At 71.0% G+C, this 26,242-nt stretch carries 21 protein-coding genes and 1 pseudogene; 6 read left to right on the top strand and 16 right to left on the bottom strand.

Going from position 1 to position 26,242, the window contains the following annotated elements; genetic code table 11:
• The first annotated feature begins 702 nt into the window (after window positions 1-702).
• Window positions 703-1,272 carry a GNAT family N-acetyltransferase gene (locus tag SXIM_RS26940; protein ID WP_030738052.1) on the top strand — a complete coding sequence of 190 codons (570 nt, stop codon included), beginning with the start codon at window positions 703-705 and terminating at the stop codon, window positions 1,270-1,272.
• Between the two features lie 1,394 nt (window positions 1,273-2,666).
• Window positions 2,667-3,680, top strand: coding sequence for a hypothetical protein (locus tag SXIM_RS26935; protein WP_046725317.1), 1,014 nt, complete (start codon window positions 2,667-2,669; stop codon window positions 3,678-3,680).
• 217 nt (window positions 3,681-3,897) lie between these two features.
• Here the strand turns inward: SXIM_RS26935 and SXIM_RS28655 are convergent, their stop codons facing one another.
• The 3 genes and pseudogenes from SXIM_RS28655 to SXIM_RS26925 form a co-directional block, all read right to left on the bottom strand.
• Window positions 3,898-4,479, bottom strand: a complete 582-nt coding sequence (locus tag SXIM_RS28655; protein ID WP_281289067.1) for a serine hydrolase domain-containing protein — start codon at window positions 4,477-4,479, stop codon at window positions 3,898-3,900.
• Between the two features lie 76 nt (window positions 4,480-4,555).
• Window positions 4,556-4,840: pseudogene (locus tag SXIM_RS28650) on the bottom strand (serine hydrolase domain-containing protein); the annotation flags it as partial.
• Window positions 4,841-5,091: 251 nt separating this feature from the next.
• Window positions 5,092-5,988: an NAD(P)-dependent oxidoreductase gene (locus tag SXIM_RS26925; protein WP_030738047.1), complete on the bottom strand. Its 897-nt coding sequence runs from the start codon at window positions 5,986-5,988 to the stop codon at window positions 5,092-5,094.
• A gap of 51 nt (window positions 5,989-6,039) precedes the next feature.
• On the opposite strand from SXIM_RS26925, the gene SXIM_RS26920 reads away from it, so the two are divergent.
• The gene (locus SXIM_RS26920; RefSeq protein WP_030738044.1) at window positions 6,040-6,390 is read left to right on the top strand and encodes a winged helix-turn-helix transcriptional regulator; all 351 of its coding nucleotides are present in this window, start codon (window positions 6,040-6,042) and stop codon (window positions 6,388-6,390) included.
• A 429-nt stretch (window positions 6,391-6,819) separates the two neighbouring features.
• Here the strand turns inward: SXIM_RS26920 and SXIM_RS26915 are convergent, their stop codons facing one another.
• Both SXIM_RS26915 and SXIM_RS26910 read right to left on the bottom strand, forming a co-directional pair.
• A complete protein-coding gene (locus SXIM_RS26915) occupies window positions 6,820-7,233 on the bottom strand; it encodes a pyridoxamine 5'-phosphate oxidase family protein (protein ID WP_030738042.1) in 414 nt (137 codons plus the stop codon).
• 78 nt (window positions 7,234-7,311) lie between these two features.
• On the bottom strand, window positions 7,312-8,508 hold the full coding sequence (locus SXIM_RS26910; RefSeq protein ID WP_046725316.1) for an MFS transporter: 1,197 nt from the start codon (window positions 8,506-8,508) through the stop codon (window positions 7,312-7,314).
• Window positions 8,509-8,592: 84 nt separating this feature from the next.
• Here SXIM_RS26910 and SXIM_RS26905 point away from each other — a divergent pair, with 84 nt between their 5' ends.
• Entirely contained in the window at window positions 8,593-9,177 is a 585-nt protein-coding gene (locus SXIM_RS26905; RefSeq protein WP_030738035.1) for a TetR/AcrR family transcriptional regulator, read from the top strand.
• 475 nt (window positions 9,178-9,652) lie between these two features.
• On the opposite strand, the gene SXIM_RS26900 is transcribed toward SXIM_RS26905, so the two are convergent.
• The 11 genes from SXIM_RS26900 to SXIM_RS26850 all read right to left on the bottom strand — a co-directional run bounded on the left by SXIM_RS26900 (window position 9,653) and on the right by SXIM_RS26850 (window position 20,759).
• Window positions 9,653-10,069, bottom strand: coding sequence for a hypothetical protein (locus tag SXIM_RS26900; protein ID WP_030738033.1), 417 nt, complete (start codon window positions 10,067-10,069; stop codon window positions 9,653-9,655).
• Between the two features lie 675 nt (window positions 10,070-10,744).
• Entirely contained in the window at window positions 10,745-11,815 is a 1,071-nt protein-coding gene (gene hypE, locus SXIM_RS26895) for a hydrogenase expression/formation protein HypE (protein WP_199811835.1), read from the bottom strand.
• Window positions 11,812-12,927 (bottom strand): hydrogenase formation protein HypD, encoded by a 1,116-nt coding sequence (gene hypD / locus SXIM_RS26890; protein WP_030738028.1) that lies wholly within the window; start codon window positions 12,925-12,927, stop codon window positions 11,812-11,814. Before hypD ends, hypE begins: the two co-directional genes overlap by 4 nt.
• Window positions 12,928-12,948: 21 nt before the next feature.
• The gene (locus SXIM_RS26885; protein ID WP_046725315.1) at window positions 12,949-14,319 is read right to left on the bottom strand and encodes a Ni/Fe hydrogenase subunit alpha; all 1,371 of its coding nucleotides are present in this window, start codon (window positions 14,317-14,319) and stop codon (window positions 12,949-12,951) included.
• Window positions 14,316-15,134: an NADH-quinone oxidoreductase subunit B family protein gene (locus tag SXIM_RS26880; protein ID WP_046725314.1), complete on the bottom strand. Its 819-nt coding sequence runs from the start codon at window positions 15,132-15,134 to the stop codon at window positions 14,316-14,318. The genes SXIM_RS26885 and SXIM_RS26880 overlap by 4 nt, the downstream gene beginning before the upstream one ends.
• Window positions 15,134-15,946: an FAD/NAD(P)-binding protein gene (locus SXIM_RS26875; RefSeq protein ID WP_030738016.1), complete on the bottom strand. Its 813-nt coding sequence runs from the start codon at window positions 15,944-15,946 to the stop codon at window positions 15,134-15,136. The genes SXIM_RS26880 and SXIM_RS26875 overlap by 1 nt, the downstream gene beginning before the upstream one ends.
• A complete protein-coding gene (locus SXIM_RS26870; RefSeq protein ID WP_030738013.1) occupies window positions 15,943-16,398 on the bottom strand; it encodes a cyclic nucleotide-binding domain-containing protein in 456 nt (151 codons plus the stop codon). Before SXIM_RS26870 ends, SXIM_RS26875 begins: the two co-directional genes overlap by 4 nt.
• Window positions 16,395-17,513, bottom strand: a complete 1,119-nt coding sequence (locus SXIM_RS26865) for a 4Fe-4S dicluster domain-containing protein (RefSeq protein ID WP_078635843.1) — start codon at window positions 17,511-17,513, stop codon at window positions 16,395-16,397. The genes SXIM_RS26870 and SXIM_RS26865 overlap by 4 nt, the downstream gene beginning before the upstream one ends.
• A gap of 41 nt (window positions 17,514-17,554) precedes the next feature.
• Window positions 17,555-17,845 (bottom strand): HypC/HybG/HupF family hydrogenase formation chaperone, encoded by a 291-nt coding sequence (locus tag SXIM_RS26860; RefSeq protein ID WP_030738008.1) that lies wholly within the window; start codon window positions 17,843-17,845, stop codon window positions 17,555-17,557.
• Between the two features lie 3 nt (window positions 17,846-17,848).
• Window positions 17,849-20,209, bottom strand: coding sequence for a carbamoyltransferase HypF (gene hypF, locus SXIM_RS26855; RefSeq protein ID WP_030738006.1), 2,361 nt, complete (start codon window positions 20,207-20,209; stop codon window positions 17,849-17,851).
• 1 nt (window position 20,210) lies between these two features.
• Window positions 20,211-20,759 (bottom strand): hydrogenase maturation protease, encoded by a 549-nt coding sequence (locus SXIM_RS26850; RefSeq protein ID WP_078635841.1) that lies wholly within the window; start codon window positions 20,757-20,759, stop codon window positions 20,211-20,213.
• A gap of 239 nt (window positions 20,760-20,998) precedes the next feature.
• Here SXIM_RS26850 and SXIM_RS26845 point away from each other — a divergent pair, with 239 nt between their 5' ends.
• Window positions 20,999-23,698, top strand: a complete 2,700-nt coding sequence (locus SXIM_RS26845) for a bifunctional acetate--CoA ligase family protein/GNAT family N-acetyltransferase (RefSeq protein WP_030738001.1) — start codon at window positions 20,999-21,001, stop codon at window positions 23,696-23,698.
• 168 nt (window positions 23,699-23,866) lie between these two features.
• Complete coding sequence (gene ppsA / locus SXIM_RS26840; RefSeq protein WP_030737998.1) at window positions 23,867-26,239, top strand: phosphoenolpyruvate synthase; 2,373 nt, start codon at window positions 23,867-23,869, stop codon at window positions 26,237-26,239.
• Window positions 26,240-26,242: the final 3 nt, after the last annotated feature.

Here is a 26,242-nt window from a genome sequence, read left to right as displayed (position 1 = left end):
GCGCTCTTCTCCATGCACCGCTGAGTGATCTGTGATGTGGCACCGGGACGAGAGACGCCGGGGGGGTGGAACACGTCCGGGCTGAAGCCGGGGCCCTCCCGTGGTGGAGGGCCCCGGCGGAGCCGTGATCGGTCTGAACTGCGGTACGTCAGCCTCGGACGGCCGTCTCACGCCCGCTCAACACGTAGCTGGGAGTTCCCTGTCCGCGGTAGTCGCTCTCCCCTCCGCCGTGAAGGTGAGGGGCCTGGCCAGCATGGTCATCAGGAAGACTCGGCAACGTCATCGAACGGCTGGATTGCGCGGCCCTGGCGAGTTCCGAGTGGGAAGACGAAGAAGGCGACGGCAACTGACATCAGCCCGCCGCGGTGCCCCGCCGCTTTCGTCCTTGGGGCCGGGAACCGCGGCGGGGGCTCAGAACGGGACAAACGCCCGTGCCGCCACAACCGGTCACGCCTCGCACCAAGCTCACCGAAGGGACGCTGATGCGCCGTATCGCCGCCGCGAACCGCAAGGTGATGGCCCGGCTCAGCCGCTGACCGCGGCACCCGGATCGCCATCGTGGTTTCAGAAGGGTCTATAGCCGCCTGGCCAGTCGCCAAATCGCTTGCCAGCACGCGCGCGGGGCCGTCAGGATCTGCGCTGTGATGTCTCAACTCTGCAGCCGCCGTCCACACACCGCCACGCCTGCAGAGGACCACAGCCTTGAGCTACAGCATCCGCGCGTTCACCCCCGCTGACGAGACGTCCTGGCTCCACTGCCGGGTACTGGCCTTCCTCCGGACCGCGTACTTCGACGACGTCTCCCGCGCCAAGCCCACCACCGCGGCCCCCGGCCTGGACCTGGTAGCCGCCGACGCAGCCGGCAGCGTCGTCGGAATCATGGACAGCAGCATCGAGGGCGACGTGGCGACGATCGACACAGCCGCCGTTCACCCGGACCACCAGCGCCGCGGCCTGGCCCGCGAACTGCTGGAACGGACCCGCAACCGGGCCCGCACGCTCGGCGCGACAACCCTGGACGCCTGGAGCCGGGACGACCCGGACACCTTGAGCTGGTATCGAGCGATGGGCTTCACCGAGAGCGATCACTACCTGCACGTATACGCCCACCACGACCGTGACTCTTCGGAGCCCGGCCGAGCCATCATCGAGGCGCGGCCCGGTCTGCGACCTCTCATGGTGTTCGCACACGCTCAGCTCGCGGAGGAAGAACAGCTACGAGGACAGTTCACGCGCGTCCACGTCTGCCGCCGTTTCGCCATGCCGCTCTGAGGCGGTCCGCTTGCCGCTTTCCAGCCGGAAGGCGGCCAACACCAAGGCGCACACAAGGCCGGCTTCGGGGCTGCCGCGAGACCAGACGGCGGCAGTGGCGCAGCGCGGCTGGACGGCCGGGCCCACCGGGACGGGGCGGGGGAAGCGGGGCGAGAGTTGACGGCCGCGCTGGCACCCGACAGCCGAGCGGGACACGACCAGGTGACAGTACACGGCACGGCGGGACCAGCCAGAACGAGAGGCAGCGGCCCCGGGCGCGGCGGCCGGGTGTCCAGGCGCGCAGGGGTCCACTCCCGCCTGGAGAGGATGCCAGCAGAAGACGTGCCGGGCGGAAACGTACCAGTCCCAGGGCTTTGGCTACCCACCCTGGGCAGCCAAGGCGGCCCGTCGAAGACCCGCAGACAGGGGCAACAGACGAGAAGCTGGAACCAGACACGGCACAGCAACAACATCACGCCGGCGTGGCACAGCGGGATGCAGCCACAGGGGAACAGGAGCCGGCCGCACCCGGAACGCGCGGCGGGAAGGCGGCACTGCCGGGCAAGAGTGGTCCGCTCCGCAGGGGTCGGTCTTGTTCCTGGAATCACCTGGGTGCATGAAAGGTCATACCGGCACACCTGGACTCGACGCGTGCTGGACTTCTCTCCCCTGCTGGAGGTCAGCTGTCGGCTGGTGCTGTCACGGTGAGGTCGTAGTCGACCTCGATGGAGAAGGTGCCAGCGGTTCCGCGGCGGTCGCGTGGCAGGCCGGGGGAGGTGGCATGTGATCTCGCCTGGTGGAGGCAGCAGGCCGCCGAGATGAGCCGTCGACGCCGGCATGGCCTTGCTTCCGGACCCTACTACGACGGCTATTACGGGTGTCCGTGCTGTGACTACGACCCGCCCGAGGGCCGAGAGGGACTGGAGCGGGTGCTCCAGTCCCTCTCTCGCCGGACTCGCCGTGATGTCGCGGCGGTGGTCAACAACGAAGTGGACGCCCGTGTCCTGGAGGCGACTTACGGCGTTGCTCCCACTACCCCTGGCGGGTGGGAGCAACGGATGTGATCTCACCGCGCACGGCCGCTGAGCAGCTGATGTGGGGCCAGTCAGCCGCAGCGCCCGCGTGGCGCATGGGTGGTCTGTTGTCCGCGGACAACAGACTTCTCGGGCGTCTACAGGTAGACGAGGCGGACCACGGTGATGGTGAGGACGGCACCGGCAACGTAGTGACGGATGAAGGCTACGGCGGTCACGGCCTGGCCGCGAGTGTGCTCTCCGTCGGCGGGCTCGCTGCTGCTGCCACAGGGGTCCGGTCCGAACGATCCGTCATCGCAGCCGAGATCCCCGATCAGTGGAGTGTTCGACTTGTCAGTGCCCCGTGTTTGGATGCGGCATCGATCTTGCAGAGGGGAAGACATGGCTCGTACGACACCGCCACGCCCGTTCAACGTGGCCGCGGAGCTTCCGGATATGGCGGGCTTGGCCAGGACAGCCATACGCCTGCATCCGCGCCCGGGTGCCCCTACCGTGCACGACAGTTCGGCGGGCGGGCCGCTGCTGTGGCCGGTCGAGGAGCCGTGGCCTGTGCGAACGCCCGCATTCCGCCCTCGTGGGCGGCTGAGCACCCTCGCGGACATACGTACCCGGCGGGACCTGCTCACGGACGCCTGGGCACGACCTCGTGGCCCCCGCGAGAACCTGCTCACCAAACAGGAACAGGAGATCAACGACCGCATCACCGCTGGACACCCGCCCGAGCTGATGTCTGAAGGCCCCCTCCCGCTCATTCCCGTCGCGCAGCTCTACGCCCGGGACGTCCCGATGCTCTCCTTCCCCGAACGGACGGACCTCCTTCAGATCCTGTGGGCGCCGTTCGACGACATCGAAGGCTGCTCCGACGCCGTGCAACTGCGCTGGCGCCGGTCATCCGACGTGACGGAAATCCTGACAGCACCACCCGAGCCCCCATACGTGACAGACACCCAACATGTGCCCTCCCCTTGTGTGCTTCACCCAGAAGAAGTCCAGGAGTTCCCCCCAACCCACCTCCTCAACGAGGAACAGGACAGCCGAGTGACCGCATGGGCGAAGGCACGGTCCGCGGACTACTGGTCCGACCTGTCCGTCGCGCCCGGCTGGAAGCTGGGCGGCTGGCCGGCGCACTTCACCTTCCGTGACCCCGCGGAAGCTGACGAACTGCACTGCGGCGAATGCAGCGGTCCCGTCGAAGCGCTGCTCACAGTCGACAGCAGCGAATGGGACGGGGGCACCGGCAGCTGGCGCCCGACCGAGGACGCCAAGAAAAGCGGTGCTCCTCTGTACCGGACCGCACACGAGCCCACCATGGTGAACATCGGACGCGGTTACACGCTCCAGTTCTACAGCTGTGTCGGCGACCCCTCCCACCTGCCACGGACCATCATGCAGTAGGACCAGAACCGGGAGACTCAGCCGCGCGGAGTCTCCCGCGGCACTGTCAGATGCTGCGGGATCTGTGGAAAGGCTCCACCGGACGACGATGCAGATGTCCCAGTCGATCTCCCCCGACGCGACAAAGCCGGCCCGGGATCGTGAACCGCCGGATCCGCAGCCCGGCACGCCGACGACACAGATCGCCACCGGCCCTGCCCAGTGCTGCGATGGGCCGCTACGTGTCCTGACCGGCGACGAGGGTGTCGCACAGGGCGTGGTCGACGAGATCGCTGGCGGCCTGTTCCTGCCGAAGGGCGTTGTCGGGCGAGTCGCCCAGGGCGGTGGACATGGAAACGGTGACGCTGCGGCTGCCGTCGTGGGTGGCGCCGTTCAGCGTGATGTAGCCGCTTTGGCCGCCTTCGTGACTCCAGTAGCTTCCGCCGCAGGACAGCGGCCGGTTGACCAGGCCGAGGCCATAGCGCCCGTCCGGCCAGAACACCTGTGTCTCCTCGTCGACCGGGACGGTGTCCCGCATCTCGGCCAGCCGTTCCGGGGGCAGCAGTTCGCCTCCGAGCAGGGCTCCGAAGAAGCGGTTGACGTCGGAGGTGGTGGAGACGTTGCCGCCGGGGTCGGGAACGATCACCCGGGTGACGTCGATCCGTTCACGGGAGGGGTAGACCTCGTAGGCGTTGGCGTGGGGACTGCGGAGGGTGGGGGTGCTGCCCGGCAGGTAGGTGTGGTCCATGGCCAGGGGCCGCAGGATCCGGTCCTGGACTTCTTGGTGCCAGGGGCGGCCCGTGACTTCCTCGATGATCATGTCGAGCAAGGACGTAGCCGGTGTTGGAGTATGCCCATCCGTCGCCGGCTGCGAAGTCCGGGCGGTGCCGCGTCGCCCGGGCGACGATCTCCTGGGGGGTGTAGGTGTCGTACCGGTGCACGTAGTACTGCTGTGGAGTGGCGAAGCCGGGGATGTCGTCGTGGAGGCCGCTGGTGTGCTGGAGGAGTTGGCGGACGGTGATCCGGCTCCCGTCGTTGCCGTTGCCGTCCACCAGGCCGGGCAGCCAGCGGTCCACCGTGTCATCGAGCGCCAGTTCGCCCTCATCCACCAGTTGCAGAACCACGGTGGCCACCAGAGCCTTGCCGGTGCCGGCCATCCGGAAACAGCAGTTGCCGGGCACCGGACGGCCGGTGCCCACCGCGGCGACGCCGCTGGTGGCGACCAGGTCCCGGCCGTCGGGCTCCACGACCGTGCGCCGCAGGCCGGGTCCTTATCCCACTGCTTATCGCGGTGAGGCTGGTGACAGTGCCGGCGCTCCCGGCGCCGAGCGGCTTCGCGTTCCGCCTCCGCACGGGCCGCAGCGGCGTTCGCGCAGGCCAGGAGCCGGAGGCGGCGGTGCCCGCCTCCGGCTCCGCCACGCCGGCGGCTCGCTCAGCGAGGATTCATGATCTCGATGACGCGCAGGAATCCGTCGGTGCCGTGCCCCCGTCCGACGGCGCGGCGGGCCAGTCCCTCGGCGGCGCGCATCAGGCTCGCGTCGATGGCGTGCTCCTCTGAGGTGTGGATGATGTGAGCCATGGTCGACACGGTCGAGGTGATCGGGTTGAGGTCCCCGGTGTAGTTCCCGTTGTCGATGTCCTCCACGTCCAGCTCGAACAGCGGTGGCAGGATCGCGGCGATGCCCTTGGCGAACGGGGCCAGTTCCTGCGCGGTGATTCCCTCCGCCCGTGCCACGGCCAGGGCGTGGGCGTAGCCGGCCATCGCCGTCCAGAAGATGTCGAGCAGCGCGATGTCGTAGGCCGCCGCCCGGCCGATCTCCGTTCCGAGGTGGGTGTGGGCGCCGCCCAGGGCGTCCAGCACCGGGCGGGAGTCGTGGTGGAGATGCTCCGGGCCGCTGTAGAGGAAGACGGCGTCCGGTGTTCCGATGGTCGTGGCCGGTGTCATGATCGCGCCGTCCAGGTAGCTGATGCCGTGGTCGGCTGCCCAGGTGGCGGTGTCCCGGGCCCGGCCGGGAGTGTCGGCGGTCAGGTTCACCACCGTGCGGCCCTTGAGGGTGTCGGTGACCGCCGGACGGCGCAGGATGGCGTCGGCCGCGTCGTAGTTCACCACGCACACCACGGTCAGGCCGCTGGCTGCGGCCGCTTCCTCGGCCGTCCGGGCAGCGGTGGCGCCCCGTTCGACCAGTTCCCGGTCACGGCCCGCGGTACGGTTCCAGACCGTGACACGCAGGCCGGCTTCCAGGAAGGCACCGGCCAGCGCGCGGCCCATCGGCCCGAGGCCGAGGACGGTGACGGTGGGCTGGTCGTGGTTCTCGGTGGATGAGGACATGCCTCAGCTCCTATCGTTGTGCCGTCATGGCGGTATTCGGTGGGGGTGGAGATGACACGCGGGCGTGCCCGGGACACGGATGTCTGCGGGGTGACGGCGGCCGTCGCCGTGATCGACGGCAAGTGGAAGACCACCCTGCTGTGGGTCCTGGAGTCCGGCCCTCAACGTCCCGGCGAGCTGCGCCGGCGCCTACCGGAGATCAGCGAGAAGGTCCTGACCCAGGCGCTCCGGGAGATGGAGAGCGATGAGCTGGTGCACCGGGAGGTGTACGACGAGCTGCCGCGGAAGACGGTCTACTCCCTGACCGCCCACGGCCGCGAACTCGCCGACGCGCTGGCGCCCCTCGGTGACTGGGGATACCGGCGACTGGCCCGGCTCGCCGAGGCCCGCACCGCTTCCTGACACTGCCGACCTCCCCGACGCCTGGTTTCCGGAGCGGTCTTCGACCGCCCGCGCACACAGCCTCGCGCACCCGCAAGGCCGCCCACAAGTACCCACAAATTTGTGGGTACACGGGGCTGACCAGCGGCGTTCTTCTCTGTCCCGACCAGGAACAGACCCTGCGCGGGCCTTTCGCACCGGGCGGCGCCGAACGTCTCCACCCGCCCGCGGTGTCCGACCGCGCTCCTGCGTGATCACTCAGGGGCGCGGTCGTCGGTCAATCCGCACCCCTGATGCCGGGCCCCGAGATACCGAGCGTGACGGCCTCGGGGCCCGGAGCGGCCCGGCCAAGGCTTGACCACCCGCTGGTCAGCCCCGGGGCCGAACAGCCATCGTCGGCCCGACCCTTGAATCGCCGGCTGAGAGACATGCCCCGGCCCGGTGAGCCGGTCACCAGCCCGCCGGTCGCACCGTGCCCATCGCCCGCGTGACGGTGATCTCGATGACCACGCGCTCGGGGTTGGGCCGAGGGGCCCGGTAGCGCTGGGCGTAGCGTCGTTCGGCCTCGGCGACGGAGTCCCGGTCGTCCTTGACGAGCGCGGTGCCTTCGAGGGTGCACCAGCGGCGTCCGTCGACCTGGCTGACGGCGACCCGTGCTTCGGGGGCGGCTGCCCGGACGTTGCGGACCTTTGTGCTGTTCGCGCTGCTGATGACGCGTGCGATACCCGCGTCGGGATCGAAGGTGACACCCACGGGGACCAGGTGCGGGCTGCCGTCCGGGCGGTGGGTTGTCAGGAAGCAGATCCGCCGTTCCTGCCAGAAGTCGTCTTCTTGCGCACCGTGCGCGGGTACCTCGGTCGTCATGGAGTTCCTTCGTCGAGCCGTACGCCGATTCTCCCCGAGCACCGCCGGACGCCGGCACGCCCGCCCAGGGTGGACTTTTCACACGCCCGTCGGCTCCTTGGGACGCGGTTCTGCCGCGGAGCGGGCGGCGGGTGTGGCGAAGGCGGCGGCCACGACCAGGACGAGGACGAGGATGAGGGCGTTGCGCAGTCCGTAGTGCTCGCCGAGGAAGCCGAGTGCGGGTGGTCCGACGAGGAACGCGACGTAGCCGACGGTGGCGGCGAGTGCGACGCGGGCGGCGGAGTCCTCGCCGGAGTCGCCCGCCGCGGAGAGTGCGACGGGGAAGCCGAGTGAGGCGCCCAGTCCCCACAGGATCGCGGCGGACGCGGCTACCGCTTGGTGGTCGACGAAGATCACCAGGGCCAGGCCGATCGCTCCGACGAGGGCGCTGGCGCACAGGACGGCCGCCCGTCCGTAGCGGTCGACGAACCGGCCGCCGATGAAGCGTCCGGCAGTCATCGCCGCCGCGAAAGCGGCGTAGACGGCCGATCCGAGGGCGGCGTCGAGGCCGTGGCCGTCGACCATGACCAGCGGCAGCCAGTCGTTCGCCGTCCCCTCTGCCATGGCGAGCGCGAGGATGACGCAGCCGATGAGCAGCAGCCTCGTGTCCTTCCACACCTGAGGGCGTCGTGCCCGGGTGGCCGTGGCGCCGGCGTCGGCCCGGCGCCCCACGTTGGAGGGGATGTTGCGGATCACGAGGGCGAGCACGGCGACGACCAGGGCGGCGACGATCGTCAGGTGCGCGAGGACGGGGAAGGAGATGGCGGTCAGGAGCATGCCGGCCAGCGCCCCGACGACGGTGCCCAGGCTGAAGAACCCGTGCATCGCCGGCATGGTGGAGCGCCCCAGGAGGCGTTCGACCTCCGCGCCCTCGACGTTCAGGGCGACTTCGCCGCCGCCCATGCCGAAGCCGAAGAGGGCGAGGCCCAGGGCCACGACGGGGCCGGCACCGGCCGCCGCACCGATGCCTGTGACGGCCGCGCCCGCCGCCACCGCGACCGTCCCGACCACGATCACGGGGCGGGCGCCCCAGCGGGCCACGAGCGGCCCCGAGCACAGAATGCCGACCATGGAGCCGACCGAGAGCCCGAACAGGATCAGGCCCATCTGCGCGGTCGAGGCGCCGACCAGGTCGCGTACGTCGGGGGTGCGCGTCACCCAGGAGGCGATGGTGAGGCCGGGCAGGAAGAAGAGGGCGAACACAGCGGTACGGCGCACCGCGAGGTCGACGGTCACGGTCGTGGCTCCAGAAGATGCTCGAGCATAAGTCTGTACAAGCGTACACACTTTTGGGATGTCGCCGCGTGGCACATTGGGGGCGTGAGCGGCACACGACGCGAGGTTCCGAACGATCCCGGGCGCAGGGAACGCATCCTGGACGCCGCCCTCGATGTGATCGCCGAGAACGGGGTGCACCGGACGACACACCGCAGGATCGCGACGCGGGCCGGAGTCCCGCTCGGCTCACTGACGTACTACTTCGACGGCATCGACGACCTGCTGGCCCAGGCGTTCGCCCGGCTCGCCGACACCATGTCCCGGTTCTACCGGCGGACCGTGCAGCGTGCCCGGACACTCGCCGAGGCCGAGGCCGCCGTCGTCGAGCTCATCTGCGGTCCGGGCTATGCCACGAAACGCGACATGACCCTCATCTTCGAGATGTACGCCTACGCGAACCACAACGCCGCGGTGGCCGCCACGACCCGTGCCTGGGCCCACCGCAGTCGGGAGAGTCTGGCTCTGCACTTCACGCCGGGGGCGTCACGCGCACTCGACGCGCTGATCGAGGGCTGGCCCATGCACCGTGCCTTCGACGACGCCCCGCTCGACAGGGAACTCGTCGCCGCCACCGTGCACGCGATCGTCGCCGCCGCTCAGGACGAGTCCGGCGAGCCGCGCTCCTGAGCCGGGACCGTCCGGCGCAGGGCATGCACCGGAGGGCTGCGATCGCCTCGGCTGCGGGCAACCCATTGCCGGCCGGACACTGCACCACCTGCGGGCTGCCGGGCGGCTTTCTCTCCTGATCGGGCATCAGCCGCGGGAGGTGTACGACCCGTGAGACCTCGCGGTCTCCGATCACCGGGTTCGGCACCGCCGCCCACCGGGTGCGGGCGAGCGCGGCGGGCGAGCCCGGGGAGTCGTCGAGCACGACCCGGAAACCAGGCACCACTACGGCTGACCGACGAGTACGAAGGTGTCGAGGACGGCAACTTCCGACGGTGCCCCTGAGCACCCGGACCCTTCACCGAGATCGCCGGGGACGAGGCCGGCACGCGGAGACCTTTCAGCGGCTGGTGAACCACCTGGGCTGAGCCGCATGCCGGTGAGCCCGTGGGTTCTCTTGCCGGCTGTGCCGAGGGACCCGCCGACACATCGGTCCCTAGGTTCGGGCGATCTCCTGCCGGAGCTCCTGCGTGAAGCGGCGGAGGAGATCCAGCGTCTCCCTGTGCTCGGCGCGGGCCTCGGCAGCGCCCTCGCTGGGCCGGGAACGCCAGACCCGGCGCGCAAGAGCGTCGGCGAGCACAACGGTGTCCTCGGAGCACAGCAGGTAGAGGGCCGACCGGGCTTCCTGCATGCGCCCCACCAGCTCGTTGGCCCCCACTCCCCCATCGCCCAGCTGCGTGTGCCGGAGATAGTCGATGAGCTGGGACACCGCGGTGGTGAAGCCGACTCCGGCCTTCAGCTTCTGGTCGCGCATCCACAGGCGGTCCTGGCGGCGTGCGCTGAACCACGCCCCGAACACCACACCCACAAGAGCGAAACCGGCCCCGATGGCCACGGATACGATGTTCTCCACCTCAGCCTCCCCACGGTACGGCACCACGGTACGAGGACCGTCCGGGGCCACCGACTCGTTGTTCGAGGCACACACCGAAGATGCACAGCGAACGAATCGGCCCGGGAGGGGACCACGGTCGACCGGCGGCTCCCGAACCGGCGGAGTCGGCCAACGGCGGGTGGCAGGTGGTCCGGTGACGTGGGTACTCGTGGCCGCCGGATGTCCGTTCCCGGTTCCTCGTGAGCGGGTGGCGAACCAGGACACGTGTGAGCCGGCCCCGCCGTACACCAGGAGCAGGCCGCCATGGGCCGCGTCGCGCCGCCGTTCCGGATCCTCTACCCGCTGTTGCTGCTCGTAGGTGCGGGTTGCCACGGCGATGGACGCGGGCGGCACCGAGCACTCGGTGTCCCCGGGGCGCATCGGGCCGGGGGTGTTCCTCTCCCCCGCCCACGTTCTCGCCCGGGCAGACGACGTCATCCCGCGCCGTCAGGGCGTTGCCGATTTCCGCCGCCCGCACAGCGCAGGTACGCCATGACCACCACTCGTCGGGCCGGGCGTGGTCAGGGGAATACGGCCCGGCGGTGCGGGGCTTCGTCGGTGGTTGTGCGCGGTGGGCTCGCGGCCGAGCGGGGCCTGGTGGGCCGCCTCCGGTCAGCGCTCTCTCACCGGCCGGCAGACGGCCGGGTCGGTCATTCAGCAGATACGGGGCAGTTGTTCGCCCAGAGGCATGTCGACGGTGCGTTCACCGCCGATGGCCGTGCGGATCACCACTCGGCCGGGACGTGTCCCGTTCACCTGGCCGATGCTCACGGCACTCACACCCTCGGGGCGGGATCGCATGAGCCGGAGTGCGTCCTGCGCCCGCTCATGGGGGACGAAGGCGACGAGGCAGCCCTCGTTGGCGACGTGCAGGGGGTCCAGGCCGAGGATCCCGCAGGCCGCCGCGACCTGGCCGGGGATGGGAAGGGCCGTTTCGTCGAGGGTGATCTGGACGCCGGAGTCGAGGGCGATCTCGTTGAGAGCGGCTGCCAGGCCGCCCCGGGTGGGGTCGCGGAGGGTGTGGACGGCTTCGCCCAGCGGCGCCAGGGCGCGGACCAGTCGGTGCAAGGGACGGGAGTCGGAGACGATGTCCGCGGTGAAGCCGAGTTGCTCGCGGGTGCTGAGGACGGCTGTTCCGTGGGCTCCGATGGGGCCGCTGAGCAGTACGGTGTCGCCGTCGCGGGCACCGGCGGCCGAGGGCCGCAGCCCGGGGATGCGGCGGCCGAGTCCGGTGGTGGTGATGAACACCTTGTCGGCATGGCCCCGTTGGACGACCTTGGTGTCCCCGGCCAGTACCGGGAGCCCGGCCGCTCGGGCCGCGGTTCCCAGTGAGGTCAGCACGGCCCGCAGCTCGTCCAGTTCCATGCCTTCCTCGATCACCACGGCGACGGTGAGGGCGATCGGCTCGGCTCCGCGCATGGCCAGATCGTTCACGGTGCCGTGTACGGCGAGGGACCCGATGTCGCCCCCGGGAAAGAAGAGCGGGCTGACGACGAAACCATCGGTGGTGATGACCAGGCCGTCCTCCCCGGGGATGTCGGCGGCGTCCTCCAGGGGGCCGCGCAGTTCCTCGCCCGCGAGGGCGGGCAGCACGACGGAGTCCAGGAGTTCGGCGGTGAGGCGTCCGCCGGCACCGTGCCCCAGGAGCACCTGCTCCAGGTCCGGCCGGGGCACGGGGCATTGCGGGGCCCGCGTGTTCAGGGGTGCGGCCATCTGCTCGTTCATGCCGGGCTCCCGGGGTTCGTGGCCAGGGCCTGGCGGCCCGCGGCGTGGAATGCGGCGCAGGTTCCCTCGGCGGACACCATGGGGGCGCCCAGTGGTGTACGAGGGGTGCAGCTGCTGCCGTAGGCGGGGCAGTGCGTGGGCAGTCTGGATCCGGTGAGGACGGCGCCCGCGATGCAGTCGGGGTGTTCGATGGTGCGCAGCGTGCCCACCTCGTGGCGCAGGGCCGCGTCGTAGCGCGCGAAGTCGCCGGCGAGCCGCAGCCCGCTGTTGGGGAGTGGACCGAGACCTCGCCAGACCTGGTCGGTGATCTCGAACACGCGCCGTACGGCGTTCTGGGCGTCGGTGTTCCCTGTGCGGCGTACCGCGCGGGCGTACTGGTTCTCCACCTCGGCGCGGCCCCGCTCCAGTTGCCGCACGGCCATCAGGATCCCTTCCAGCAGGTCAAGCGGTTCGAAGCCGGTGATGACGATGGGCACCTTGTACCGCGCGGCGATCGGCTCGTACGCGGTCCAGCCCATGACCGCGCAGACATGGCCGGCGGCGAGGAACGCCTGGACTTCGCAATCGGGCGATTCGAGCAGCGTGGTCATGGCGGGTGGGACCAGGACGTGGCTGACGAGCATGCTGAAGTTGTCCAGGCCCAGGTGTTCGGCGTGCAGGACGGCCATGGCGTTCGCGGGTGCGGTCGTCTCGAATCCGACCGCCAGGAAGACCACCTCGCGCTCCGGTTCCCGGCGGGCGATCTCCACGGCGTCCATCGGTGAGTAGACGACGCGCACATCGGCGCCGCGTGCCCGCTGGGTGAGGAGGTCCCCCTGGGTGCCGGGTACCCGCAGTATGTCGCCGAAGCTGGTGAGGACGGTGCCGGGGCGGGCGGCGATGGCCAGGGCTCGGTCGAGGACTTCCAGCGGTGTCACGCAGACCGGGCATCCCGGCCCGTGGATCATCCGCATGCCGGCCGGCAGCAGTTCGTCGATGCCCTGCCGGACCAGGGTGTGGGTCTGGCCGCCGCACACCTCCATGAGCCGCCAGGGCCGGGTGGCGACGGCGGCCGTCTCCTCCAGCAGGGCACGGGCCAGCAGCGGGTCGCGGTACTCGTCGAGATGGCGCATGGCGGGTCCCTCCAGCGGTACTCAGTGGCGTTCGACGGTGAGATCGAGGAAATGTGCGGAGCAGGAGATACACGGATCGTGGTTGCGGATCGCGCGTTCGCACAGCAGGCGCAACTGCTCGTCGTCCGGATCCGGATGCCGGTCGAGGAAGGACTGCGCGACGTGCCGCAGGTGCTCTTCGATGGCGCTCTGGTTCTGCGCGGTGGGCGGGATCAGGGCGGCGTCCGTGATCGTGCCCTGCGCGTCCAGAACATACCGGTGGTAGAGAAGACCGCGCGGTGCCTCGGTGGCGCCGTATCCGGTGCCGGCGCGAGGCGGCACCGGCAGCGACGGTACGGCGGGCGCCGAGTAGTCGGTGACCAGGCGCAGTGCCTCCTCCAGCGCGTGGACGACTTCGACGGCGCGGACGAGGATGCTGCGGAAGGGGTTGCGGCACACCGTCCCGTGCCGGGGGTCGCCCAGACCGGCGGCGTGGGCGGCTTCCCGGGCGACGGTGGAGAGCCAGCGTCCGCTGATGGCGTAGCGGGCGAGGGGGCCGGTCAGATGCCGTTTTCCGTCCAGCGACGAGTACAGGGCGGTGGAACCGGGCACCTGGTACTCCGCCACATGCCGTTCGAAGTCGCGTACCGGAAAGGCTCTGGTGGGCAGGGCGCGTGAGCTCTCCGGTGACAGCCCGGCGCTGGAGGGGGCGGCCATGGCGGTGGGGATTCCGGAGTCCATGGCGTAGGTGCCCGGTTGTGCGAGAGCGAGGAACTCCTCATCGGCGCCCGCGTCGGGAAAGTCGAAGCCGGCGACCCACTCGACGGTGTGCCAGGCGTCTTCGCGGGCCCGGCGCAGTCGTTCGGCCAGTGGTCCCAGTTCCGTACGGGTCGGAACGCGGTGAAAGCCTCCCAGTTTGACGTTGATCGGGTGGATGGCCCTGCCCCCCAGTAGTTCCACGATGGCGTTTCCGGCCTGCTTGATGCGCAGACCGCGCTCGACGTGCGGGCGGTGGTGACGGGCCATCTCGATCGCGCCGCTGTGGCCGAGGAAGTCCGGGGCGTGCAGGAGATGGATGTGCAGGGTCTGGCTCTCGATCCATTCGCCGCAGTACAGCAAGCGGCGCAGCGCGGCGAGTTGCCCGGTGACGGCGACCCCGCAGACGTCCTCGATGGCCTGGCAGGAGCTCATCTGGTAGGCGACGGGGCAGATTCCGCAGACCCGCGCGGTGATGTCGGGTGGTTCGGTGTGGGCGCGGCCGCGCAGGAATGCCTCGAAGAATCGCGGAGGTTCGTAGATCCGCAGCCTGGCTTCGGTGATCCGTGCGCCATCGACCCGCAGCCGCAGTTCGCCCTCGCCCTCCACCCGGGAGAGCGCCCCGACGTGGAGGACCCTGGATCCGCGGTGTGTCATGACTCCTCCGGCGGGTCGGGGGCTTCCGGCTGCGCGGGCGCGGGCGGTGCGCCGGAGGCATCGGCGAACTCCGGTGCGGTGGCGTTGAAGGTGCGCAGGACGCGTGTCACATCGGTGTCGGACATCCCGTCGCGGTGCAGCAGCGGGATGAACGCGGGCATGTTCACCGAGGCCGAAGGGCCGAAGCAGCCGTAGCAGCCCCGGCCGTAGGCGGGGCACAGGGCGCCGCACCCGGCATGGGTGACGGGCCCCAGGCAGGGCGTGCCGTTGGCGACGGGCAGGCAGACGATACCGCGCCGTTTGCAGGCGAAGCACACGCTGTGGTCGGGGATGTGGGGGCGGCGCCCGCTGAGGAAGGCGGTGATGACCTCGATCAGCTGGCCGCGGTCGATGGGACAGCCGCGCAGTTCGAAGTCGACGGGGACGTTGCGGGAGATGGCCGTGGAGTGGGCGAGGGTGTCGATGTATGCGGGTTGTGCGTAGACGATGGAGAGGTACTCCTCCACATCGGCGAAGTCGCGCAGTGCCTGGATGCCGCCGGCGGTGGCGCAGGCGCCGATGGTGACCAGATGACGGGAGACGCTTCTGATGTGCTGGATCCGCTCGGCGTCCTGGGGGGTGGTCACGGATCCTTCGACGAGGGACAGGTCGTACGGTCCGGGGCCGGCGGCGCTGGTTGCCTCCAGGAAGTAGCGGATGTCCAGTTGTCCGGCCAGTGGCAGCAGTTCGTCCTCGCAGTCCAGCAGTGTCAGCTGACAGCCGTCGCAGGAGGCGAATTTCCACACGGCCATGGTGGGTCGCCGCTCGCCGCTCATCACAGTTCCCTGACGGAGAGCAGCGGTGCGGCACGGTCCCAGCCGATGACCGGTCCGTCCCGGCACAGCAGCAGGGGGCCGAGCTGGCACTGCCCGCAGTGGCCGGTGCCACAGCGCATGGTGCGTTCCAGGGACAGCCGCACCCGCGCGGCCGGAATGCCGCGCTGGACCAGTTCGCGGGCGGTGGCGCGCATCATGACCTCGGGGCCGCACAGGAAGGCCGTGGTGCGCCCCGGACGGCGGGGTGTGCGATCGAGCAGATCGGTGACCACGCCGACCTCCCCTGTCCAGTCCGGCGCGGGGCGGTCGACGGTGACCGCCACCCGCGCCGTACGGCCCCACTCCCGGCTCTGCTCCCGGTACAGCAGGTCGGCGGGGGTGCGGGCACCGATCAGTACACTCACACTGCCGTGCTGCGGCGCGTCGGCGAGTACCCGCTGGATCAGCGGGCGCAGCGGTGCCAGGCCCAGCCCGCCGGCCACGACCAGAACATCGTGGCCACGCGCCGCCGGCAGGTCCCAGCCGGTGCCGAAGGGGCCGCGCACCCCGACCTGCTGGCCGGCCCGCAGGGCGTGCAAGGCCCGGGTGACCGCGCCGACGGCGCGCACGGTGTGGACCAGGCCGCGCCCGGTGACGGTGGTGCCGCTGACGGACAACGGCACCTCACCGCGCGGAAAGCCGTAGACCATGGCGAACTGGCCCGGTGTGAAGGGGGGCAGCGGCTCGGCCACGGGTTCCAGGGTGAGGCTGACGGTGTCCGCCGTCTCCTCCTCACGTTTGGTGACCGTGTAGGGAAGGGGGAGCCGGCTCACAGCGCTCCTCCCTGGTGCGGGCCGTACAGGTCGAGCAGCCGGATCCGGGTGGCCTTCAACCGCTGTCCGACGACGCCGCCCACGGCACGGGCGAGGTCGTAGCCGAAGGGTGGGTCCGCCTCGCACCGGGTCAGGACGGCGGCCGCGTCACAGCGCCGTGCGGTCACCGGGCTGAGGGTTCTGGCGCCCAGGTGCCACTCGTAGGGCGGGAACAGCCATGACCAGCCCAGCAGGTCCCCGGGGGCCAGAGTCTCGATGACGGGTGCGACGCGGCCCGGTACGTGCACGTCCAACGCGACCGCTCCCTCCTCGATGATCCAGAAGGCGTCGGCGGGTTCGCCCTCGTCGAAGATGCGGGTCCCGGACGGGTAGCGCACCTCCCGGGCGAGGGAGAGCAGTTGGGTGCGGTGCCCGGCATCCAGTCCGGCCAGGAATCCCGTCGGCTCCGTCATCGTTCACCGGCCTGACCACCGCGCTCCTCTTCCGCGCCGGCCTCGGCGTGCAGCGCGTGTGCCTCTTCGGTGATGTCGATGCCGACGGGGCACCACACGATGCACCGGCCGCAGCCGACGCATCCGGAACTGCCGAACTGGTCGTGCCAGGTCCCCAGTTTGTGGGTGAGCCACTGCCGGTAGCGACTGCGCCCGGACGAACGGACCGGGCCGCCGTGCACGTAGCTGAAATCGAGGTCGTAGCAGACATCCCACACGCGCCACCGCTCGGCGTGATCACCTGTCAGGTCGGTGACGTCCTCGGTTGTGGTGCAGTAGCAGGTGGGGCAGACCATGGTGCAGTTTCCGCAGGTCAGGCAGCGCGCGGCGACGTCGTTCCAGCGTTCGGCGTCCATGGAGCCGCGCAGCAGGTTCCGCAGATCCGTCTGCGGCATGGTGCGGCCCATCCGGTCGGCCGCCCCGGTGACCGCGTCGCCCGCCGCCGTCACGGTCGCCCCGTCCGCGGGCCGGCCGGAGAGCTCCGCGAGCACTTCGGTCCCCGCCTCGCTGCCGGCCCGCGCCCAGAACCGGTGCCCGTGCTCGTCGTGCACCTCGGTGAGCACCAGGTCGCAGTCACCCGACAGGCCGGGTCCCGTTCCCATCGACACGCAGAAGCAGGTGGCGCCCGGTTCCACGCACTCCACCACGATCAGAAACGTCCCGGTGCGGCGCCCCCGGTAGACGGGGTCGGCGTACCGGCCGCCCATCAGGACCCGGTCCTGGGTGGAGATGGCGCGCAGATCGCAGGGTCGTACCCCGAGGAAGGCGTAGGAGGGCGGCCGGTCCGGCTCCTCGGTGACGGTCACGGTGCCGTCCGGCGCCCGGTCGGCACTCCACTGGCGTGCGCGCTCGGGGTGCAGAAACGTCTTCCAGGACTGTGGGCCCGCGCTGTGGGCGAAGGCCATCCGGTCCGCTCTGCGGCGCAGCCGGTAGCGTCCGGCCTCCAGTTCCACGCCCCATCCGTAGGGCAGTTCCGCCGCCGAGGTCAGCTCGGCCAGGACGATGGCGTCGTCCCGGACGGTGGGCCCCACGACGGTACGTCCGCGCCGGATGAGGGCACCGACCAGTTCCTCCATGCCGTCGACGCCGAGTACGACGCCCTCGCTCGTGCCGCCGGTCACGGCCGTCCTCCGCCCTGTCCGGCGGGCGGCTGCGGCAGTGGTTCCCCGAGTTCGCCCTCGATGGCTCCGCTCATGGCGCGCAAGACATCCAGGGTTCGCCGGGCCTCCTGTTCGTCCACGGTGCTGATGGCGAACCCGACGTGCACGATCACATAGTCGCCGGGGGTGGCGGCCGGTGTGTAGGCCAGGCAGGCGTCACGGCGCACACCGCCGAAGTCGACCGTGGCCATCCGCAGTCCGTGCTCCTCCCGCAGTTCGATCACTCGTCCCGGAATGCCGAGGCACATGCCCTACTCCTGTTCCTCGGTGGCCAATCGGGCAGCGGCCACCGCTGCCTGTCCGAAGCTGATGCCCCCGTCGTTCGCGGGCAGTTCACCGCAGGTCAGCACGCGTGCTCCGCCCTCGGTGAGCAGGTCGGAGACGGCCTCGAGCAGCCGCCGGTTCTGGAAACAGCCGCCCGACAGGCACACCACGTCCGGTGCGCCGTCCTCGATCGCGCGCCACACCAGGGCGGCGGTCGCCTCGGCCACCGCTGTGTGGAAACCGGCCGCCAGCACCGGTACCGGAGTGCCCGCGTGGCTCTCCCGCAGCAGGGCGGTGAGTGTCGGCAGCGGGTCGTACACGGCGATGCCGTCCGTGCCCCGGGACAGTCGCCACGGCAGGGCCGTCGTGCGCAGCGCCCCGGCGGCCGTCTCCAGCGCGACGGCCGCCTGGGCCTCGTAGCTGATGGTGTCCGCCAGCCCGAGCACCGCCGCGGCGGCGTCGAAGAGCCTGCCCGCGCTGGAGGCGACCGGGCAATTGACGCCAGTCGCCAGCAACTGGCGCACCGACTCGGCCTCTTCGGGGCGGCCGCGATCGGCGAGTGCCCGCAGCAGGGCGGGTTCCGGTGCCGGTGATCCCAGTTCCTCGGCGGCCAGCAGATAGCCCAGGGCCATCCGGAACGGGGAGCGCACCGCTGCTTCCCCGCCGGGCAGCGGCGCCCGGCCGAACCGGCCCACCCGGCGGTAGCGGCGCAGGTCGGCGACCAGGATCTCGCCACCCCACAGGGTGCCGTCGTCGCCCAGGCCCAGACCGTCCAGGGCTACCCCGGTGAAGGGCCCGGTCAGTTGGTGCTCGGCGGCACAAGCGGCGACGTGGGCGTGGTGGTGCTGCACCGGGACGCGGCGTCCGGCCGGCCGGCGAGCCGTGGCCCAGTGGGTGGATGTGTACCCGGGGTGGAGGTCGTGCGCCACGACCTCGGGGGTGATCGCGGACAACCGCGACAGCTCTCGCAGGCCCTCCTCGAAGGCGTCGGCGGTCCGCGGGTCGCGGAGGTCCCCCACATGCGCTCCCGTCACCGCGAGGTCTCCGGAAACCAGGGTGAAGGTGTTCTTCAGCTGCGCCCCCGCCGCCACCAACGGCCGGGGCGAAGCGATCGGGAGTCGCCGGGGGGCGGGCGCGTACCCGCGCGCCCTGCGCACCGTGTGCCGCCGGTCACCGGAGACGAAGACCACGGAGTCGTCGGAGCGGGCGTGGATGTCCCGGTCATGGGAGAGGATCCCGTCCGCCACCGTGCCGAGCCGGCGGACGGCCTCGGCGTCATCCGTCACGATGGGCTCATCGCTGAGGTTGCCGCTGGTGCACACCAGCGGCCGGTCCGCGTCGTGGGCGAGCAGGTGGTGCAGCGGGCTGGCCGGAAGCATCAGCCCCAGCAGACCGGTGCCGGGATGTACGCCGGGGGCGAGCCCGGAGGCCGGGCCGCGGGCCGGCAGCAGCACGATGGGGCGGGCGGGTGAGGACAGTTCGGCCCGCTCCCGGGGTCCGGGTGAGGCCAGCCGCTGTGCCATGGCGAGATCCCGCACCAGCACGGCGAACGGCTTGTCCGGGCGCCGTTTTCGGTCCCGCAGTCTGGCCACGGCGCCGGTCTGCGACGCGTCGCACAGCAACTGGTAGCCGCCGACTCCCTTGACCGCGATGACGCCGCCCGCGGTCAGGGCGTCCACCGCGGCAGCCAGTGCGCCTTCGCCGGAGGCGGTGATCCGGCCTGTACCGGGCCGCCAGGACAGCCGGGGTCCGCACACCGGGCAGGCCAGTGGCTCGGCGTGGAAACGCCGGTCGGCCGGATTCGTGTACTCCGCGGCGCAACCCGGGCACAGGGTGAACGGACGCATGGTGGTGCGTTCGCGGTCGTAGGGCAGGTCCGTGATGACGGTGGCGCGCGGTCCGCAGGCCGTGCAGTTGATGAACGGGTACCGGTGACGCCGGTCCCCGGGGTCGGACAGTTCGGTGAGACATTCCCGGCAGGGCGCGGCATCGACCGGTACCTCGCGCCGCGCCCCGGCCGCACCGCGGCCGATGCTGGCCAGCACGGTGAATCCCGGTCCGGCCGGCGGGTCACCGGGGATCAGCGGTCCGACTGTCACGTCGCCGACCGCGGCCAGCGGTGGTGCGTCGCCGCGGCAGCGGGCGACCAGTTCGGCCAGGGACGCCCGCCGTCCGCTGACCCCCATGACGACGCGGCCGTCCACGTTGCGCACCCAGCCGGCCAGTCCCAGGGCGATCGCCGTCCGGTACACGAAAGGCCGGAATCCCACACCCTGTACGGTGCCCGACACCTCGATCCGCCAGCTCTGCGCGCGTTCGCGGGCCCCGTCACCGGCCGCGTGCGCCATCTCACCCGCTCCGGCCATCACTCACGCCCGCCGTACTGCTGCCCTCGCGGGCCGTGTCCAGGGATGGGGCCGCGCCGATCTCCCGCTCGACGCGCTCGGCCAGCGGGGTCACGGCGTTCCGGACCGATGTCGACAGGCCGGTTCCCAAGGAGGTGTCCTCGCCCTCCACCGCGAAGACCACCAGCCGTGCGGGGAGTGAGTCCAGTGCCCGCGACAGTTCCACGGCCTCGCCCAGGCCCATGCCGTGCGTGGAGGCGGACGCAGCGGGGGCGGGGGTCCCTTTCCGCAGTTCGAGCCTGTGCACCCGGCCGGGCCGTCCCGGGTGGGCGTGCGCCGCGTCCACCACGACGCACAGATCCGCGCCCCGCCACATGTCGATCAGTCGGGCCGGGTCTCCGTCCGAGACGGTGAACTCGACCTCGGAGCCGGGCCCGTCCGCCCGGTGCTGGGCACGTTCTCGCAGCAGGGCGACCACGGCCCAGCCCACCCCGTCGTCACGACGGAACTCGTTTCCGACACCCACGACAACCGTGCGGGCCCGAGCGTTCATGATCATCCATTCCATGAGCGCCATGTTCTTTCCGGCTGCCAGTGTTCTGCCGCGCGGCCGCCGCGAGTGTGGCTGACGCGCCCGGCGGACTCCATTCGGCCCCACCGCCTCAGCCGAACGACACTCGCCCGCCGCGACCGGGTGCGCGCCCGCCCGGCCCACATCATCAAGCGGCGTGCCCTGGCAGGGCCCATTCTGAAAAGGTCCCTTTCCGCCTTCCTCCGGGACGGTGATCACCTATGTCACACGCCAGGGCCGGCGAGCTGACGCACGCACTGTTGACGGACGGCACCACGGTGTGGCTGCGCCCTCCCCGGCCCGGGGATCGGGAGGCGATCGCCGTGATGTACGCGGGGATGTCACCGGAGAATCTGCGACGCCGGTTCTTCACGCCCGGACGCCGTTCGGGTGAGCAGGCAGCCGATCGGATGGCGGCGCCGCCGCGGCCGGGCTATCACGGTGTCGTGGTGGGATTCGGTGTCGACATCGTCGGGGCCGCCGATTACGAGCGCGTCGCCCCCGATGACACGACAGCCGAGATCGGGCTTGCGGTGGCCGACGGCTGGCATCACCGCGGCATCGGAACCCTGATGATCGAGCACCTTGTCGCCGCGGCACAACAGGACGGCATCGACCGGCTGACCGCCGAGGCACTGGCCGACAACCATCCCGTCCTCCGGGTCTTCGCCGACCTCGGTCTGCCGGTGTCCCGGCACTTCGACGGCGCCCAGGTGCGCTGCACCGTGCGGCTCGGCGAACCTGACGAGCGCTATCTGAGCGCTGTGGACGAACGGGCCAGGGCCGCCACGCTCGTCAGTCTCGTGCCGCTGCTGCGCCCCGAGTGCGTCGCCGTCGTGGGCGCGGGCCGCCGCGCCTCATCGGTGGGGCGGGCCGTCCTGCACAACGTGCTGAACGCCCACTTCACGGGGCTGGTCTACGCCGTCAACCCGCATGCCCGCTTTCTGGAGCACGTTCCCGCCGCTCCCACCATCGCGGAACTTCCCCGGACACCGGACCTCGCCGTACTCGCGGTTCCCGCGGCGGCGGTGCCCGAGGCAGCCGAGGCGTGCGGACGGTCCGGGGTGCGAGCCCTGCTCGTGATCACCTCGGGCCTGACCGCCGCCCAGGGCCGTTCCCTGCTGGAAACCTGCCGCACGCACGGCATGCGGCTGGTGGGCCCCAACTGTCTGGGGGTCGCCAATACCGAGGAGGACGTCCGGCTGCACGCGACCTTCGCCGCCCACACCGTTCTTCCGGGCACGGCGGGCGTGGCCGTACAGTCCGGCGGCGTCGGCATCGCCCTGCTGGATGGCCTGTCACGGCTGGGCATCGGCGTGTCCACCTTCGCCTCCCTCGGTGACAAGTACGACGTGAGCAGCAACGATCTGCTGGAGTGGTGGGAGGAGGACGGCCGCACCGAGCTCGCCCTGCTCCATCTGGAGTCCTTCGGCAACCCCCGGGCGTTCTCCAGGACCGCCCGCCGGGTCACCCGGCGCTTCCCCGTCCTCACGGTGGACGCCGGACGTTCGGACGCCGGCCGGCGCGCCGCCGCGTCGCACACCGCCGCGGCGGCCACCTCCACCGTCACCAGGAAGGCGCTGTTCGCCCAGGCCGGGGTCATCGCCACCCGGAGTATCGCCGAGCTCCTGGAGACCGCCGCGCTGCTGCACAGCCAGCCCGCCCCCGAGGGGCCCTCGGTCGCCGTGCTCTCCAACGCCGCCGGGGCCGGTGTGCTCGCCGCGGACGCCTGTGCCGAGGCCGGGCTGACCGTGGCCGCCTTCCCGCCCGACCTGATCGCGGCGCTACGCGAGATCCTCCCGGCCGATGCCGTCCTCACCAACCCCGTCGATCTGACCCCCGGCATCACCGAAGAGGCTCTCTTCCGGGCCCTGGGCGCCGTCGCCGGCCACGACAGCGTCGACTCCGTCCTGGTCAGCCTCGTACCCACCGCCATCGAACGGGCCACGGGCGAGGACCTCTTCGCGGCTGTCGCCCGCGCGGAGCGGGGCACCCCACCGCGGCCGGTGGTCTCCGTGCTCCTCGATCAGGCCGAGCACGTCACACTGCGTCCCGCCGGGCACGGCTCGACCGTTCCCGCGTACGCCGATCCCATCCCAGCTGCCCGCGCCCTGGCCCACGCTGCCGCCCATCACCGGTGGCGCACCCGGCCGGCCGGCGTCGTTCCCGGGTTGCCGGGTATCGATGCCGAGGACGCCGCACGGGTCATCGACTCCTACCTGGCGGCTCATCCGGAGGGCGGCTCGCTCGATCCGCCCCGCTGTGCCCGCCTGCTGGACGGGTACGGCATCAGGCGGATCCCATGGGCCTGGGCGACGGATGCGGGGGCGGCGGCACGGGCGGCACAGCAGTTCGCCGGCGAAGGCGGTCGGGTGGCCCTCAAGGCGTACGGGCCCGGGCTGCCGCGCGCGGGCGACCACGGACCGGTGCTGCTCGACCTGGATCCGGAGCACGGGGTGCGCTCCGCCTACCGGCAGTTGTCCGAACGGCTCGGTGACCGGATGGAGGGTGTCGTGGTGCAGCCCATGGTGCCCCGCGCCCCGGAACTGTTCGCCGGGGTGACGCAGGATCCGGTCTTCGGCCCCGTGGTGCTGTTCGGGCGGGGCGGTTCCCCGAGCGGGGACCCCGCCGACCACGCGGCGCGTCTGGCCCCGCTCACGGACAGCGACATCCATGATCTGCTCACCGAGCCGGGCGTCGTCCCCCTGCTCGCCGCGCGCCCACGGTCGGCCCACGCGGACCCGGTGATGCTGGAGGATCTTCTGCTGCGGCTGTCCGCCCTGGTCACCGACCTGCCCCAGATCACGGGCATCGATCTCGACCCGCTGATCGTGCGGCCCCAGGGGCCCCTCGTTCTCGACGCCCGTATCCAGGTGGGCCCCGCCCGCCCGCGCGGCCCGTTCCCACGGAGCCTGCCCTGAAGGCGGCAGAGAGCGCCGGTCACGCTTCCGTCGCCGGGCCGCTTCGACCACCGGGTTTACACACCCGGCCCGGGGCTACCCGCTTCGGCGTGTGATCCGATCCCCGACACGCGGAAGGGGCGAGCAGTCATGGCCGATCTCCCCGGTGCAGGAGCCGCAGGTGACCGAGTGCGGTGGTTCGGCGACATCTCGGTGCACGACATTCCCGTCGTCGGTGGAAAGAACGCCTCGCTCGGGGAGCTGATCGCGCACCTCGCGCCCCACGGCATCAAGGTGCCCGACGGATTCGCCACCACGGCGGACGCCTACCGGGAGTTCCTCGGCACCGACGGCCTGCGCGAGCGGGTGGCCGGACAACTCGACCTGCTGCGCGGCGGGGCCGAACTCGCCGATGTCGGAGCGGCCATCCGTGACATGATCCTCGCCACCCCCCTGCCGACCGCCCTCGACAGGGCCCTGCGAGACGCCTACCACACGCTGTGTCACCGCCTGCGGCGCGAGAACGCGGACGTGGCGGTCCGCAGCAGCGCCACGGCAGAGGACCTCCCCGAAGCCAGCTTCGCCGGCCAGCAGGAGACGTTCCTCGGCATCACCGGAGCCGACGGCGTGACGGACGCCTGCCGGCGCTGCTACGCCTCTCTGTTCACCGACCGTGCGATCAGCTACCGGGAACACCATGGCTTCGACCACCTGAAGGTGGCCCTGTCCGTGGGAGTGCAGCAGATGGTGCGCTCGGACCGGGCCTGCGCCGGAGTGATGTTCACCCTGGACACCGACAGCGGCTTCCCGCGCGTGGTGCTGGTGAACGCCGCGTACGGCCTGGGCGAGTCCGTGGTGTCCGGTGCCGTGGACCCGGACGAATACCAAGTGTTCAAGCCCTTCCTCGACAAGAGCGACCTCACTCCCGTGCTCTCCAGGAAGAGCGGAGGGAAACAAACCAAGATCGTCTACAGTGATGCGGCCCAACCACCCACCCGGACCGTGGAGACCACCGAAGCCGAGCGCCAGGGGTGGGTCCTGAGCGACCAGGAGATCCTCCTCCTGGCCCGCTGGGCGACCGCTGTCGAGGATCACTACGGCCGGCCCATGGACATCGAGTGGGCCAAGGACGGGGACACCGGACAACTCCACATCGTGCAGGCGCGCCCGGAGACGGTCCAGGCCCGCAAAGGGGCTGCCACCTTGCGTTCCTATCGGCTCACCGAGCCCGGGGAGGATCTGCTGAGCGGCCTGGCCATCGGCGACGCCATCGCGGCCGGCCCAACCCGTACGCTGCACGACATCTCCGAGGCCGAGCGGTTCGAGGACGGGGCCGTGCTGGTGGCCGACACCACCGACCCCGACTGGGAACCGGTCATGCAGCGCGCCGCCGCCATCGTCACCAATCACGGGGGCCGCACTTCACACGCCGCCATCGTGAGCCGGGAACTGGGCGTACCCGCGGTCGTGGGCACCGGAGACGCCACGGCGACCCTGGGGGACGGTCTGCCCGTCACCGTCTCCTGCGCCGAGGGCGAGACGGGCCATGTCTATGACGGGCTGCTGGAGTTCGAGGAACGGGACATCGATCTCACGCGGGTGCCGGAGACCAGGACGCGGGTGATGCTCAACATCGCCAACCCGGCCGCGGCGTACCGCTGGTGGCGTCTGCCGGCGGACGGCGTCGGGCTCGCCCGCATCGAATTCCTGGTCGCCAACCACATCGGCGTCCACCCCATGGCCCTGGTCCATTACCGCGATCTCACCGACCCCGTCACCCAGCACCAGATCGACACTCTGACCGCCGGGTACGAGGACAAGACCGCCTACTTCGTGGACCGCCTCGCCCAGGGCATCGGACGCATCGCCGCCGCCTGGTGGCCGCGCCCCGTCATCGTGCGCACGAGCGACTTCAAGACCAACGAGTACGCACGCCTCGTCGGCGGCCTCGCCTTCGAACCCACCGAGGGGAACCCCATGCTCGGCTGGCGCGGAGCCAGCCGCTACTACCACGAGGGGTACCGCACCGGATTCGGCCTCGAATGCCGCGCCCTTCGCCGGGTGCGCGACGAGATGGGCCTCACCAACACGGTCGTCATGATCCCGTTCTGCCGCACCCTCGCCGAGGCCGACCTCGTGCTGCAGACGATGGCCGGCCACGACCTCATCCGGGGCCGCAACGGACTGGAGGTCTACATGATGGCCGAGATCCCGTCCAACATCATCCTCGCCAGGTCCTTCGCGGAACGGTTCGACGGGTTCTCCATCGGCAGCAACGACCTGACGCAGCTCACCCTGGGCGTGGACCGCGACTCCACCGAACTGGCCGAACTCTTCGACGAGCGCGACCCCGCCGTCATCCACAGCATCGAGGAACTGATCGCCGCCGCGCACGCCGAACGCCGTCACGTCGGACTGTGCGGACAGCGTCCCAGCGACGATCCGGGTTTCGCCGGTCTGCTGGTGCGTGCCGGTATCGACTCCGTGTCCGTCGCTCCGGACAGCTTCCTGCGGGTGAAGGACAACATCGCCGCGGCGGAGGCGTCGGAGAACACCCCTTGAAAG

The sequence above is a fragment of the Streptomyces xiamenensis genome, assembly GCF_000993785.3.
Taxonomy (GTDB): Bacteria; Actinomycetota; Actinomycetes; order Streptomycetales; family Streptomycetaceae; genus Streptomyces; species Streptomyces xiamenensis.
This window is presented reverse-complemented; position numbering and strand designations above follow the sequence as displayed.